Raw genomic sequence first — 14,156 nt, 5'->3', positions numbered from 1 at the left:
ACTCCAACGCATGCACCAGGCCATCCTCACCGTCGACCCCCGCCTCGACATCATCGCCGACCCCCACCACACCCCCACCTACGACCTCTACACCACCTGACACCAGGCCATAGAAACCTCACCGGACACCGGACACCGGACACCGGACACACCCGCGTCCGTGCGTCGGAGTCACGGCATGGACCGCAGTCGCGGGTGCTGCGTCGTTATCCCTGAGGGCTGGAGCAGCGGCGGAGGTTCGGGGCCGGGATCCTCGGTGACGACGACGCCCGCGGCCGAGTGGTCGAAACCAGCCGGCCAGCGCGTGTGCTCGCTGGCCAGCGCGCCGTTCAGACGTGCCTGGTGCAGGTCGGCCGTGCTCAGGTCGGAGCCGCGCAGGTCGGCCAGGCGCAGATCGGCGCGGCGGAAGACAGCGCCCCCCGCATCGGCCTTGCGCACGTTCGCCTCGCGCAGGTCGGCCTCGGTGAAGTCCGCGTCACGCAGGTCCGTTTCGACGAGTCGTGCGCCCCGCAGGTCGGCCAGTACGCAGCGGGCCCGGCGCAGGATCGCCGCCTTGAGGTCGGCGTGCCGCAGGTTGACCGCGACGAGGGACGCCTGGGTCAGGTTGGCGTGGTACAGACCCGCCGCCTCCATGCAGGATCGGTCGAGGTTGACCTCGTGCAGCCACAGCCCGTCGCAGTCGGCCCGGCGCAAGTCCGTGACGCCGAGGTTGACCCAGGACTGCTCCCGGGGTTGCAGCAAGAGCACGCCGAGCCCGGTCAACGCCACCTGGGCGTCGGCGGCCCGGACCTCCAGCGGCACGACGTCGTTGATGGGCACGTCCGCCGCTGGGGCTTCCCGTCCGGCGGGCGGCCAGGGCAGATGGGTACGCAGGTAGGCGGCCTGGATGGAGATGACGGCCTCGCGGTCGCGGGCGGAGTGCTCCGCGATCCGCCACAGCGCGTGGAGTCCGCCGATGCGCGTTTCCAGCTTGTCGCTGCCGAGTTGATCGACGGCCGTGCTGAACCGGTCGGTGACATAGCCCTCCTGGGTGGCGCGCAAGCCGTCCTGACTGACGCGCAGTTGCCGCCAGGTGGCGTAGGCGCCGAACAGCAGGACCAGGCCGCCGACGGCCTGGAGAAGTGTCGTTCGGACGTCGTTCACCGCTTTCAGCCGGTCCTGCGCGGCGACGCTCGCCCCGGCGAGATCGTGGTCGACCACCACACCCGGCAGGAGCACCAGCACCGCGCCCAGAACGGCAAGCCCCGCCGTCCCGGTCAGCAGAGTCGCGGTCACCCGATGCCTGACCAGCCGGGCGTGCCACGGCCCGCGCCCACGGTCCGGCTCCCTCATCCCCATCCCCACCCTCATCCCCATCCCCATCCCCATGGGCATGAAAGCGTAGGCGCAGCCCAGAAAACGATCAAGAAGCACGGATCGGCTCGGCGGCACCCCACTCCCTGGCGGCCCGACGAGCGATCACCCATGGCCGCCGGAAATCACCTCCGTCCCTGCCTTCGAGCTGCCCGCCGAGCCCATCGATGCGTTCCTGCCGCACCGGCACAGCGCCGACGCACAGCGCACAACAACGGCCCCCGCTTCGAACAACGCCTACGATCACGGCATGACTGCTGACGAGCGCATCGGGCAAGCCCAACTCCTATACGAGCGTGCCGTGTTCGGCGGCGACAGCGGTGCGCTGCCGTCCGCCGACCGGAGCCTCGACGAGGTGGAGGCGGACCTCGCACTCGCTCGCGGCCAGGTGATCCACGCCCGCTTCCTGGAGGAGCGGGTCGAGAATGCGCGGGAGCTCGAGCTCTTCGAGCGTGCGGCGGAGTTGTACGGGCGGCTCGGTGACGTGCGCGGCGAGGGCGAGGCGGTGTTCTGGGTCGGCGCTTTCCACCAAGTGGTCCGCGACGACGCCGACATCGCCGTGCCTTCCTTCGAACGCGCCCTCGACCTCGCCACCCGGGTCGGCGACCGGCTGACGACGTCGTACGCGTTGCGGCACCTCGCTTTCGCCGACCACATGCTCGGCAGCTTGGACGAGGCTCGTGCGCGCTTCGAGGAGTCCACCCGCCTGCGCCGGGAGCTGGGGTTCCTGCCGGGGGTTGCGGCGAACCTGATCGGGCTGGCCTATCTCGCCGCCCAGCAGGATCGGCGGGATGACGCGGCGGCGCTGCTCGATGAGGCGACGGAGTTGGCCGAGAGCACCGATTCCCACGGTGTGCTGCGCTGGGTGGCGGGAGCCCGCGAGGAGCTCAGCCTGCCGTGAGGGTCGGCATCGAGGACGCGTCGTACGTGCAGCTTCCGGGACCCGGATGCCGAGGACGACGAGGATCGACGGCCGGCACACCCGACTGACCTGGCCACTCGTCGTGCTCTGCGGGGGCCTGGGACCCGACTTGTCGTGATGGCTTCGCGGTAGGCGTCACGACAGGTGGGGTGCACTCTTCCGGGCGGGATCCTGGGATGCCGGGTGGTCCGGACCGTGGGCCGGGGCGGCGGCACGCAGCGCCGCTTCGACCCGGCGGTTGCTGGTCATGGTCGCCGTGACGGCGGTCATCGTGAGGAGGAGGCCGGCGGCGGCGTAGAGCGGGGTGCGTACGTCGTAGGTGGTGGCCAGCCAGCCGCCGAGGAACGCGCCGAACGGGGCGGCGCACATGGCGAGCATGCGGGAGGTGGAGGCGACCCGGCCCATCAGGTGGGCGGGGACGATCGTCTGTCGGAGGGAGGGGCCGAGCACCATCGTGGCGCCCATGCCCGCTCCGCAGACGGCGAGCGCGAGGCCGGCGACGTACGGGTTCGGAGCGGCGGCCAGGCCCAGGATGGCGAGTCCTTCGATGGCGGCCGTGCAGGTCAGTGCGGTGCCGGTGCCGAGTCGTCGGCCGAGGGAGGAAGCGATGCCCGCGCCGAGCAGGCCACCGGTGGCTTCCGCCGTGAGGAGCAGGCCGAAGCCGTAGGTGTCGATGCCGAGGCGGTCGTGCGCGAAGAGGGCGAGGACGGTCTCCACGGCGAGGAAGGCGATGTTCCCGACCGCCGGGCGGAGCGCGAGCCCGAGCAGCAGCCGGTCCCGGAAGACGTACGAGGCGCCGGCCCGCGCCTGCCGCAGCAGCGACTCGCGGGCCTGCGGTACGGGCCGGGGAGCGGTGGGCAGCGACCGTACGAGCAGTGCGGAGAGCGCGAACGACACCGCGTCGGCGAGCAGCGGAAACGCCCGCCCGAGCGCGAGCAGGGCACTGCCCGCAGGCGGTCCCGCGAAGCCGGACATGGCGGTCTGGGTGCCGCGCAGGCGGGAGTTGGCGCGCTCCAGCAGCGCGGGGTCGCGGCCGAGCAGGTCCGGCAGATAGGCCGTGGCGGCCGTGTCGAAGAAGAGTCCGCCGAGGCCGAGCAGGAAGGCGACGGCCGCGAGCAGTGCGATGCTCAGCACGTTGAGCGCGGCCGCTGCCGCCGGTATCGCGAGCAGCGCCGCACGCGCCGCGTCCGTGACCCACATCGTGCGCCGACGGTCCCAGCGGTCCACCAGCGCACCGCCGAGCACTCCGAAGAGCAGCCACGGCAGCGTCCCCGCGGCCGTGACGACGGCGAGCGCCATCGGATCGCGCGTCAACGTCAACGCGAGCAGCGGCAGCGCGGCATGCGACACCCCGTCACCGAGCGAGGACACCGTCTGCGCGGTCCACAGCCGCCCGAACCCGGTCGGCAACTTCCGAACGTCTGCGGTCACTTGGCGTCTCCTTCGGCCTGCCGGCGCGGCGCCGGGTGGAACAGTGCGAAGACGAGCGACGCGTCCGGCAGCGCCGGATCGGACAGCTCCCGGTATTCGTCCGCGAGTGCCTCCAGCCGCGCCCCCAGCTGTGCGAACTGCTCCTCGGTGAGCCGCAGATGCGCCATCCGCACGTGCCGCTCGCCGTCCGCCGGCGCCGCCTCCAGGTCCGCCACCGCATGCCGCATCAGCACATCCGGCCCTCCCTCGCCCGGATCCGGCAGCACGATCGCCCGCGCGGCCATGGCGTAGTACCGCTCGGTGACCCCCCGCACCTTCCGCGTGCGTACCACCTTCACCAGGCCGGCCCGCTCCAGCAGCCGCACGTGATAGCTGGAACTCCCCTTCGCGAGGCCCACCCGCTCGGCGATCTGCGTGATCGTCGCGGGCTCGAAGCGGAGCACGGCCATGATCCGGTGCCGCGTGAGACTGGAGACGGCGCGCAGCTGCTCGTCCGTGGTGACGTGGAACGTCTCGGGAAGATCATCGGTAGGCATGACTCCAATGGTCAACGTTTCTTGACCATTGCGCAAGGGGATTCCGTCCGAGCCTCCGAAATTGACTGTCCGGCAGGCGAGGCCTCCGCTCCCGCGTCTCCTTCTCGACCGCGCCCGACCCCGCACGCGGGCGACACGTTTGCCGCCGTGACGGCGATCCGCCGAAATCGCCGCACGAAGGGTGTTGACCGACTCGGTCGGGCGTCTATCATCCGTGCTGGCCGAAGAGTCGACCATCGTTCGATACCACGAACACGGCAGCACTGATGCGGTCGAGCCGCCCGCACCAGAACCGGAATCCGTGTCTGCGCCGCGCGTGCCTCGAAGTCGGGCGCGACCGGCCGGCACCTGTCCGGGCGACCAGGTGGCCGCCCGCGGGCCCGGGTTCGAGCACCAACGCCCCGAGAACGCGCACGCCAGCACGGCCCCGTCCATCAGGGAACGCTTCGAAACCCGCCGGCGGCCGCTTCCCGTGCGGACGCCCCGACCCGGGCGCCGATCGGGAGCCGGACGCTCCCTCGATCAAGGAACAGGTGAACGATGTCCTCCTCACTGAGCAGACGGCACCTCCTGCAAGCGGCCGGAGCCACGCTCGCCGCCTCCGCGGCCGGACCCCTCGTCGGCGTCTCTCCCGCCCGTGCGGCCGTCCCTCCCGCCCGCGCCGACATCGGGGTCTCCGCGTACTCCTTCGACTTCGGCCAGGTGCGGCTGACCGCGAGCCGGTGGCTGGACAACCAGAACCGCACCGCCGCCTATCTGCGGTTCGTGGACGTGGACCGGCTGCTGTACACCTTCCGCGCCAACCACAAGCTCTCCACGGCCGGCGCCGCCGCCGACGGCGGCTGGGACGCGCCCGACTTCCCCTTCCGCAGCCACGTCCAGGGACACTTCCTCACCGCCTGGGCGCAGCTGTACGCCGTCACCGGGGACACCGTCGCCCGTGCCAAGGCGGTCTACATGGTGGCGGAGCTGGCCAAGTGTCAGGCCAACGACAGCGCCGCCGGATTCGCCGGCGGCTACCTCTCCGGCTATCCCGAGTCCGACTTCACCGCCCTCGAACAGGGCACACTGAGCAACGGCAACGTGCCCTACTACACGATCCACAAGACGCTCGCCGGGCTGCTGGACGTGTGGCGCCTGATCGGCAGCACGCAGGCCCGGGACGTCCTGCTGGCTCTGGCGGGCTGGGTCGACACCCGCACCGGCCGGCTCACCGGCCAGCAGATGCAGGCGATGCTGGGCGTGGAGTTCGGCGGCATGAACGACGTGCTGTGCGACCTCTACCAGCAGACGGGCGACACGCGGTGGCTCACCGCCGCCCAGCGCTTCGACCACGCCGCCGTGTTCGACCCGCTGGCCGCCAACCTGGACCAGTTGGGCGGGCTGCACGCCAACACCCAGGTCCCCAAGTGGATCGGCGCCCTGCGCGAGTACAAGGCCACCGGCACCACCCGGTACCGGGACATCGCCACCAACGCGTGGAACATCGCCGTCGGCACCCACACCTACGCCATCGGCGGCAACAGCCAGGCGGAGCACTTCCGCGCGCCGAAAGCGATCGCCGCCTACCTGAAACAGGACACCTGCGAGAGCTGCAACACGTACAACATGCTCAAGCTCACCCGCGACCTGTACGCGCTGACCCCGGACCGGGCCGCGCTGTTCGACTTCTACGAGCAGGCGTGGCTGAACCACATGATCGGCCAGCAGAACCCGGCGGACGCCCACGGCCACGTCACCTATTTCACCCCGCTCAACCCGGGCGGGCGGCGCGGTGTGGGCCCGGCCTGGGGCGGAGGCACCTGGAGCACCGACTACGGCACCTTCTGGTGCTGCCAGGGCACCGGCCTGGAGATGCACACCCGGCTGATGGACTCCATCTACTTCCGCAACGACACCACGCTCACCGTGAACCTGTTCGTGCCGTCCGTGCTCACCTGGTCCCAGCGCGGAATCACCGTCACCCAGACCACCTCGTACCCGACCAGCGACACGACCACGTTGACCGTCACCGGCAGCGCCGCCGGATCGTGGGCGATGCGCATCCGCATTCCCGGCTGGACCACCGGCGCCACGATCAGCGTCAACGGAGTGGCGCAGAACATCGCGACCACCCCCGGCTCTTATGCCACCCTGACCCGCACCTGGGCGTCCGGCGACACCGTCACCGTCCGCCTGCCCATGCGGGTCGTGCTGCGGCCCGCCCCCGCCAACGCGAACACCGCCGCGGTCACCTACGGACCGGTCGTCCTGGCCGGCCACTACGGAGACAGCGCGCTCAGCACGCTCCCGCTGCTCGACACCGCCACCATCACGCGCACCAGCAGCACTGCGCTCGCCTTCACCGCGACCGCGAACGGCTCCGCCGTCGGCCTGGGCCCGTTCCACGACGCGCACGGCTTCAACTACACCGTCTACTGGAACACCGGCGGCATCGCCCCGGTACACCTCGTCAACGTGGGCAGCAACCTGGTGCTGGGCGTCAAGGACATGTCCACCGCCGACGGCGGTCTCGCCCTTCAGTGGACCGACAGCGGCACCGCCGACCACGACTGGGAGATGATCGACGACGGGACGGCGGTCCGTCTGCGGAACGTCAACAGCGGCAAGGTCCTCGGTGTGCTGAACATGTCCACCGCGGACAACGCGAGCGTGCTCCAGTGGACGGACAACGGCACCGCGGACCACCAGTGGACGTTGCTCGACCAGGGCGACGGCACCTACAAGATCCGCAATGTGCACAGCGGCAAGCTGCTCGCCATCGCGGGCAACTCCACCGCCGTCGGGGCCTTCGCGGTCCAGACGTCCGACGACGGCACCGCCGACAACCGGTGGCGCGTCGTGAGCGCCTGAGGGCGGGCCGCGGGATCCGTACGGCTGTCCGGCGCCGGGCCCGGACAGCCACGGCCGTCGTGCGTCCCGACGGCTCCCGACCGGCGGGCACGACCCCGGCGGGCACGACCGGGACCGGCTTCCCTCGTGGGTCGCGGGTCGTGGATCGTCGGCCTAGGCTGAGTCTCGACCACCGAACGCGTGGCGAAGAAGCCGGAGGGCCTCGACCTCGGAGGGCTGCTCGACGTCGTCGAGGCGGAGATGAAGGACGCCCCGGATCGTCTGGAGTGGGCGATGAACCACTGCCTGGCGCAGATCGGGATCGAGCACGCCGAGCTCCGCAGCCGTGCCATCGACATCGGTGAGCGCCTCGGGGTGCTCAAGGACTCCCCGACTCCCCCGGGCTGTACCCCGCCGTTCGCGCCCGTCTGGATCGACGAGAGGGTGCGCTCCCGGCACAGCGGTCAGCGGAGTGGGCGCCGGGCGGATCCACGGTCCTGTGACACGTGAGGCACAGCAGCGCGGCCTGGGTTCCCGTGGCCATGGCGGTCGGCGGCGGACGGGGCCTACCGGGCGACGCCCGCTGACGTGACGTCCGACGGCACGCAGGACCTCGTGGTGGCGAGCAACGGCAGCGACCAGGCGGACTTCGTCACCGGCTCCTGCGGCTGAGCTCAACCTTCGCCCGTCGTTCACCGGCCGTCCGACCCCACGGAGCGGTGCTGTTCGGCCTGCACCGGGACCGTCATGCCGCCTTGCCCATGACAACCTCGGGATGGAACTTCGTGACTGCACCGATCGCCCGCCGCCGGCGCCGTGGTCTCACCCACCTCGTCGTCGCCGGAGCGCTGCTGACCGTCGGCGCCCTGACCGGCGTCCCGGCGGCCCACGCCGCCGCCGCCGACGACATCCGCATCAACGAGGTCGTGACCACCGGCGACGTCAACGACTCGATCGAGCTGTACAACAAGGGCACCACCACGATCGACGTCTCGGGCTGGATCCTCAAGGACGACGACAACAGCTCCAAGTACAAGATCGCCTCCGGAACGTCGCTGGCACCGGGGGCGTACCGGGCGTTCGACGTCCACGACAAGTTCGGTCTGGGCTCCGGCGACAAGGCCCGCCTGTACCTCGCGAACGGCACGACCCTGGTCGACAGCTTCTCCTGGAGCGAGCACTCCGACCCTTCCTGGTCGCGCTGCCCCGACGGCACCGGCGCGTTCGGGAAGGCGGCCCTGACCCTCGGAGCGCCCAATGCCTGCGGCACCGGCGGCGGGAGCACGACCCCGGTGGCATGGCCCGGCAGCGGCACCGTGGCGACCGCGGACGCCTCCAACGTGTTCGGAGAGGACCTCAGCGGCCTCTACCAGGAGGGCAACGTGCTGTGGGGAGCGCAGAACAGCGGCAAGCTGTGGCGCCTGGTCCGTGACGGATCGGGCGGCTGGACCCCGGACCCGACCGGTGGCTGGTCCTCCGGCAAGTCCCTGCGCTTCCCGGGCGGTTCGGGAAGTCCCGACAGCGAGGGCGTCACCCTCACCGGCTCCGGTTCCGCCAACGGGGTGTACGTCGCGAGCGAGCGCGACGGCGATGCCTCCGGCACCAGCCGCCTGTCGGTGCTGAAGTACGACGTCGCCGCCAGTGGCTCCACGCTGACCTCCGGCAGGGAATGGAACCTCACCGCCGACCTGCCCTCGACCGGCTCCAACCTCGGCCTCGAAGGGATCACCTGGATCCCCGACACCTATCTGACCGGCGCCGGCTTCAAGGACGCCACCACGGGCACGGCCTACGACCCGGCCCGTTACGGCACGCACGGTGGCGGCGTGTTCTTCGTCGGCGTCGAGGGCACCGGCATGATCTACGGCTACGTCCTCGCCGACTCCGGCGCCTTCACCCGCGTCGCCTCTCTCGGCAGCGGCCTGTCCGGGGTGATGGAACTCCAGTGGGAGCCGCAGGCCGCTCGCCTGTGGGCCGTCTGCGACGACACCTGCGACGGCCGGCACCGCACCCTGACGGTCGACGCCTCCGGCACGTTCACCACCGCCGCCGTCTACGACCGGCCCAGCGGCATGCCCGACTACAACAACGAGGGCTTCGCCCTGGCCGGCGCCGACGAGTGCGTCTCCGGCTCCAAGCCCGTCTACTGGTCCGACGACACCAACGACGGCGGCCACGCCCTACGCAGGGGCGCCATCACCTGCTGAACCCCTCACTCACGTGGCCCCGACCCCGTCCCGGGCCGGGGCCACACCCCTGCCCCGCGTGGGGCGAGGAGGCCCGAGGCGGCCGCCCGACCGGGCGGGTCGCCGGGCGTCGGCGCGGTGCGCGCGATCCCGCGATCCGCCGTACGGCGACACCGCGCGCCTCGGAGACGACAACTTCCGCCGGGTGAGAGGAATTTCCGCGGAAAACCGGTCACGGCGGCACCTGTCGCGCCTTTTTCCCCTCTGTTCAGCTAGCCGGACTCACCTCGACCCGTGAGCACTCGGCTGTCGGCGAAACCCAGGGGGAAGGACACCATGACCACTCCACACCACATACCGAGACGCTTCGGGCGGCTCACCGTGCTCGGAGCCGCGTTGACGGCACTCGTGCTCGCCGGGACGGGGACGGCGACTCTCGCGACGGCCGCGTCGAAGACACCCGAGGCCCCGCCCGTGCCGTCGCTCACCTGGACCGACTGCCAGGGCGGCTTCGAATGCGCGAACGCCGACGTGCCGCTCGACTACCGCAGTCCGCGGGGCAAGACCATCACCCTCGCGGTGGTCCGGAAGAAGGCCGCGGACCAGACGAAGCGCAAGGGCACGCTGTTCATGCAGCCGGGCGGGCCCGGCAACTCCGGCGTGGACTTCGTGCGCAACAACTACGCGGACCTGCCGACCGCGCTCCGCGACTCGTTCGACGTCTTCGGTTACGACGTACGCGGTGTCGGGCGCAGCTCAGCGCTGACGTGCTTCGACGACGCGCGGTACACCCGGGCCGTCACGGAGGCGAAGGGCGTGCCCGGACCGGACGCCTACGGGCCGGCGCTGCGGGAGGCCGCCGAGTTCGACCAGGCCTGTGAGGACAACGCGGGCGAGCTGCTGCCGTACATCGGCACCGAGTACGTCGCCCGGGACATCGACCTGCTGCGTCAGGCCCTCGGCGAGCAGCAACTCACCTACTACGGGCGGTCGTTCGGGTCGTACATCGGGACGGTCTACGCGGCCATGTTCCCGAAGCGGGTGCGGGCCCTGACGCTCGACGGCGCCTACGACCCGGTCCACTACGCGAACCGCCCGTACGCCTACGACCGGCCGCAGTACCTGGCGCTGGACGGTGCGATGGGCCGCTTCCTGGACTGGTGCGCCGCCGATCAGGCCACCTGCGGGTTCGGCGACGGCGATCCGCGCGCGGCGTTCGAGAAGCTGAAGGCCGACCTGGACGCCAATCCCGTTCCGACCGCGAACGGCGGTCTGGCAAACGGTTACACACTGGTCTACCGGCTGATGTTCAACATCAACGAGGGCAAGGTCATCTGGCCTTCGTTCGGCGAGGCGCTGCGCAAGGCCCAACTGCGGGACAACACCTCCTTCCTGCTGCGGCCGCCGTCCCCGGCGAGCTTCGACTTCCTCGGTCCGAACGTGGCCGTCGAGTGCGTCGACCGGGACTACCCGCGCGACCTGCGCCTGCTGAAGCGCAACGTCACGGCGTACGCCAAGGCCGCGCCGCTGCTCGGCCCGGCGATGGCGTACGGCCCGCCGACGTACGACCACCAGCACGCCACCGCCTGCGTCCAGTGGCCGGGCGAGCGGGTCAGCCGCTACGACGGCTCCTACCGGGCCAAGGGCTCGGCGCCGATCCTGGTCCTCGGCACCACCGGCGACCCGGACACCCCGTACCAGGACGCGGTGGCGCTGTCGCGACGGCTCGACAACGCCTCGCTGCTGACGTTTGAGGCGGAGGGGCACACCGCGTTCGGGCGGAGCGCCTGCGCGACGGACGCGGTCATCGCCTACCTGGTCGACCTGAAGGTCCCGGCCACGGGCAAGACCTGCGCGGACGAGACCCAGCCGCCTTCCTCGACGCCGAAGGTGGCCCCGCCCGGCACGACGCTCGGTGAACTCCGCAACGGCGTCGACGAGCGCGTCGAACGCATCGGCGCAATGCGCTGACGGTGACGGGGCCGAGGTGCCGGCCGTTCGCGGTCGGCGCCTCGGCCCCGGCGGGACAACTGCCCCGCCTGGCTTGCTGAGTTGTGCAGAGATCAGAGTCGGCAACGGAAACGTAGGTGTCCTGGGCCGCTGGACGACACCGACCGAAGCCGGCGACGGGATTCGAACCCGCGTTTCCCGCTGAAGAGGCGAAGTATCCGGTGCCTGCGCACCTGCACGAACGCGACACTACCGAACCTCCCCGCCCCTGGCATCCGGGTTTCGGTCGCGGCCCAGGGGGGTGGCCACGACGGCCCGCCGCTCACCTGATGGTCAATCGCCCACGAGGACACCGGGGTTGAGGATGCCCTGTGGGTCGAGGCTCTGCTTCACCGCGTGCAGGGCCCGGGCGAAGGGCTCCGGGCGTTGCAGGTCGTAGTGGGGGCGGTGGTCGCGGCCGACCGCGTGGTGGTGGGTGATGGTGGCGCGGTGACGATGCAGAACGTCGCTCGCGACGGCCTTGAGATCGTCCCAGACCGCCACTTCGTCGCCGGGGCGGCCACCGGCGATCACGGTGAAGTAGGGGGCAGCGCCGTCGGGATAGGCGTGCGTGAGACGGCAGTTGACCATCGCGGGGTGCCCTGTCGCCTTCAGCGCCGCGGCGCCGACCTCGTTCCGGACGGCGTCGACCAGAGCGGGCAGCCGGTCCCATGTGGTGGCCGTCTCGAAGGTCTCGGCGACGGCGCCCATGCGGGCGAGCCCGTCCCGCAGGTACGGCATGCGCAGGAAGGCCGAGCGCCACGCGCCGACGGCCGTGTCCTTGGGCTCGCCCGAGCCGACGGGGTCGGGGCCCGTCCGCCCGGCGTGGGCGCGGGCCAGGTCCAGGGCCTGGCCGAGGCGGTCTTCCACAGGCGCCGTCGAGGACTCGAAGCCGAGGACGAGCACGGCGCGGCCGTCCCGCGCCGCACCGGACAGAGCGGCCTCGCCGGAGTCCAGCAGACGACAGTTGGCGGGCGCGAGGTCGGACTGGGCGAGTGCGCGCACCGCCGGCAGCGCGGCGTGGAAGTCGGTGAAGGACACCGAGGCGGAGGCCTTGTGACAGGGCCGTTCCTGCAAGCGCATCCAAGCCTCGGTGATGACGCCCAGGGCGCCTTCGGAGCCGAGGAAGAGGCGGTCGGGCGAGGGGCCGGCGCCGGAGGCGGGAAGCCGCCAGGACGTACTGGTACCGGCGGGGGTGACCACGTTCAGGGACTGGGTGAAGTCGTCGATGTGGGTGCGCACCGTGGCGTAGTGTCCGCCCGCGCGGGTCGCGAGCCATCCGCCCAGGGTGGAGAACTCGAAGCTCTGCGGGAAGTGACGCAGGGTCAGCCCGTGCGGGCGGAGCCGGCCTTCCAGCGCGGGGCCGAGGATTCCGGCCTGGACGCGGGCGGCGCGACCGACGGTGTCGATCTCCAGGATCCGGTCCATGGCCGACAGATCCAGTGACAGTACGGCGTGGTGGGCCTCGCCCCGGTATTCCACCCCGCCGACGACCGACGAGCCGCCGCCGTAGGGGACGACGGCGACACCGCGCTCACCGGCCCATTCGAGCAGGTCGGCCACGTGCTGGTCGCGGGTCGGGTGGGCAACGAGGTCGGGGATCCGGCCCGGTCGGCCGCGCAGGGCGCGCGACATCGCGGTAGGCCTTGCCCATGGCGTGGGCGGCACGGGGTTCCGGATCGTACGTCACGAGGGGGGCGAGGCTGCGCGGCACCTCGGCGGCGGGTCTGCCGATGCGCAGATCGGCCACCTCGGGCAGGGGCAGCGGCCGCGGCAGGGTGCCGGGGACCAGGGCTCCCAGCGCGCCGCATTCGGCGTCGTCCGGGTGGGCGTCGGCCCAGCCCCATCCCCACCAGGATCGGCTGCGGGTGGCGCGCGGTGCGGCGGCTCCGGACATGGGCGGGCTCCCTCATCGAACTTACCGGCAGGTAAATTACCTTATGGTAAATTCGGTCCGTGACAACCCCCCCTGCGACAACCCTCTCTGCGCGAGCAGGCACCAAAGGCGTCCCGCGAGCTGAGCGCGAGCGGCAGATCCTCGCCGCCGCGACACAGGAGTTCGGCCGCACCGGCTACGAGGGCAGTTCCCTCGCCGCCGTCGCGGCGCGCGTCGGCGTGACCAAGACGCTGCTGCACCAGTACTTCGGCACCAAGCAGGACCTGTACCTCGCCTGCCTCGTCCCGGCCGGCGACCGGATCCTGTCAGCCATCCAGGCCGCGATGCGGGCCACGCCGACGGCGGACACGGCCGTGCAGGAAACGGCCGCCGAGGGGCCCGCCGAGCGGGAACGCGCCAGTGACCGGCGCGCCGATGCGCCGGAGCCTGCGGCCGGCTCGGCCGCGCCGATCGCACGGTCCACACCTCTCCGGGTCATGCACGGCGTCTTCACTGCCCTCGAAGGACGGCGAGAGGCCTGGTTCGTCCTCTACGACACCTCGCTCCCCGCGGAGAGCGAGGCGGCCCGCCGTGCGCGGCACTACCGTGCCGCCATCGACGACTGCGCGGCCGTCGGCACCGCCGACGTGCTCCTGTCGGCCGAGTCCTTCGACTCCCTGGACGCCGACGCTCTCAGCCATGCCTGGCGGGGTATGGCCACCGCCCTGATCCGCTGGTGGATCAACCACCCCGACGAGTCCGCGGACGCCATGACCGAGCGCTGCGCCCGTCTGTTCACCGCCGCACGCGACGTACTCGGCCCCTAGGTCGGGTCCGGGTCAGGGCCGTGCATCCGTGGTCGGGTCCGCGTCGGAGTCGGGACGGAAACGCCCCTCGCCGGTGCACCGCAGGCGATCGGGGGCACTAGCTCCGGTATGCGCCGAAGGATCGATGCGGCTCAGAATTCACTCAGGCGAACAGCCGGGCGAACAGGGCGCCGGACGACGGCGCAGGCGTACCGGGTGCGCAGC

Annotated in this window: 8 protein-coding genes and 2 pseudogenes; 6 read left to right on the top strand and 4 right to left on the bottom strand. The window is 71.5% G+C overall.

Annotated features, from left to right (window positions below; all coding sequences use genetic code 11):
- Positions 1-171 precede the first annotated feature (171 nt).
- The gene (locus tag ACIRPU_RS38610; protein ID WP_403876095.1) at positions 172-1,275 is read right to left on the bottom strand and encodes a pentapeptide repeat-containing protein; all 1,104 of its coding nucleotides are present in this window, start codon (positions 1,273-1,275) and stop codon (positions 172-174) included.
- A 328-nt stretch (positions 1,276-1,603) separates the two neighbouring features.
- Between ACIRPU_RS38610 and ACIRPU_RS38605 the strand changes: the two genes are divergently transcribed.
- The gene (locus ACIRPU_RS38605; protein WP_403876092.1) at positions 1,604-2,254 is read left to right on the top strand and encodes a tetratricopeptide repeat protein; all 651 of its coding nucleotides are present in this window, start codon (positions 1,604-1,606) and stop codon (positions 2,252-2,254) included.
- 156 nt (positions 2,255-2,410) lie between these two features.
- Here the strand turns inward: ACIRPU_RS38605 and ACIRPU_RS38600 are convergent, their stop codons facing one another.
- Together ACIRPU_RS38600 and ACIRPU_RS38595 are read right to left on the bottom strand one after the other, a co-directional pair.
- Positions 2,411-3,706, bottom strand: coding sequence for an MFS transporter (locus ACIRPU_RS38600; protein ID WP_403876089.1), 1,296 nt, complete (start codon positions 3,704-3,706; stop codon positions 2,411-2,413).
- Positions 3,703-4,242 (bottom strand): ArsR/SmtB family transcription factor, encoded by a 540-nt coding sequence (locus ACIRPU_RS38595; RefSeq protein ID WP_403876086.1) that lies wholly within the window; start codon positions 4,240-4,242, stop codon positions 3,703-3,705. The genes ACIRPU_RS38600 and ACIRPU_RS38595 overlap by 4 nt, the downstream gene beginning before the upstream one ends.
- 540 nt (positions 4,243-4,782) lie before the next feature.
- Here ACIRPU_RS38595 and ACIRPU_RS38590 point away from each other — a divergent pair.
- The 4 genes and pseudogenes from ACIRPU_RS38590 (at position 4,783) to ACIRPU_RS38575 (ending at position 11,231) form a co-directional block, all read left to right on the top strand.
- Positions 4,783-7,095 carry a beta-L-arabinofuranosidase domain-containing protein gene (locus tag ACIRPU_RS38590; protein ID WP_403876084.1) on the top strand — a complete coding sequence of 771 codons (2,313 nt, stop codon included), beginning with the start codon at positions 4,783-4,785 and terminating at the stop codon, positions 7,093-7,095.
- Between the two features lie 168 nt (positions 7,096-7,263).
- A pseudogene (locus tag ACIRPU_RS38585) lies at positions 7,264-7,584 on the top strand (DNA alkylation repair protein); the annotation flags it as partial.
- 275 nt (positions 7,585-7,859) lie between these two features.
- A complete protein-coding gene (locus tag ACIRPU_RS38580; protein WP_403876081.1) occupies positions 7,860-9,281 on the top strand; it encodes a lamin tail domain-containing protein in 1,422 nt (473 codons plus the stop codon).
- Between the two features lie 315 nt (positions 9,282-9,596).
- Entirely contained in the window at positions 9,597-11,231 is a 1,635-nt protein-coding gene (locus tag ACIRPU_RS38575; RefSeq protein ID WP_403876078.1) for an alpha/beta hydrolase, read from the top strand.
- Positions 11,232-11,543: 312 nt separating this feature from the next.
- On the opposite strand, the pseudogene ACIRPU_RS38570 reads toward ACIRPU_RS38575, so the two are convergent.
- Positions 11,544-13,146: pseudogene (locus tag ACIRPU_RS38570) on the bottom strand (FAD-binding oxidoreductase).
- Between the two features lie 59 nt (positions 13,147-13,205).
- Here ACIRPU_RS38570 and ACIRPU_RS38565 point away from each other — a divergent pair.
- On the top strand, positions 13,206-13,952 hold the full coding sequence (locus tag ACIRPU_RS38565) for a TetR/AcrR family transcriptional regulator (RefSeq protein ID WP_403876075.1): 747 nt from the start codon (positions 13,206-13,208) through the stop codon (positions 13,950-13,952).
- The last annotated feature ends 204 nt before the right edge of the window (positions 13,953-14,156 follow it).

The organism is Streptomyces sp. NPDC102259, assembly GCF_044766465.1.
In the GTDB taxonomy this organism is placed as follows: Bacteria; Actinomycetota; Actinomycetes; order Streptomycetales; family Streptomycetaceae; genus Streptomyces.
This window is presented reverse-complemented; position numbering and strand designations above follow the sequence as displayed.

What these genes read in the sequence shown, in the direction of transcription:
- ACIRPU_RS38605 (WP_403876092.1), top strand. Translation starts at nt 1,604, where the DNA reads ATGACTGCTGACGAGCGCATCGGGCAAGCCCAACTCCTATACGAGCGT.
- ACIRPU_RS38595 (WP_403876086.1), bottom strand. Translation starts at nt 4,242, where the DNA reads ATGCCTACCGATGATCTTCCCGAGACGTTCCACGTCACCACGGACGAG.
- ACIRPU_RS38590 (WP_403876084.1), top strand. Translation starts at nt 4,783, where the DNA reads ATGTCCTCCTCACTGAGCAGACGGCACCTCCTGCAAGCGGCCGGAGCC.
- ACIRPU_RS38575 (WP_403876078.1), top strand. Translation starts at nt 9,597, where the DNA reads ATGACCACTCCACACCACATACCGAGACGCTTCGGGCGGCTCACCGTG.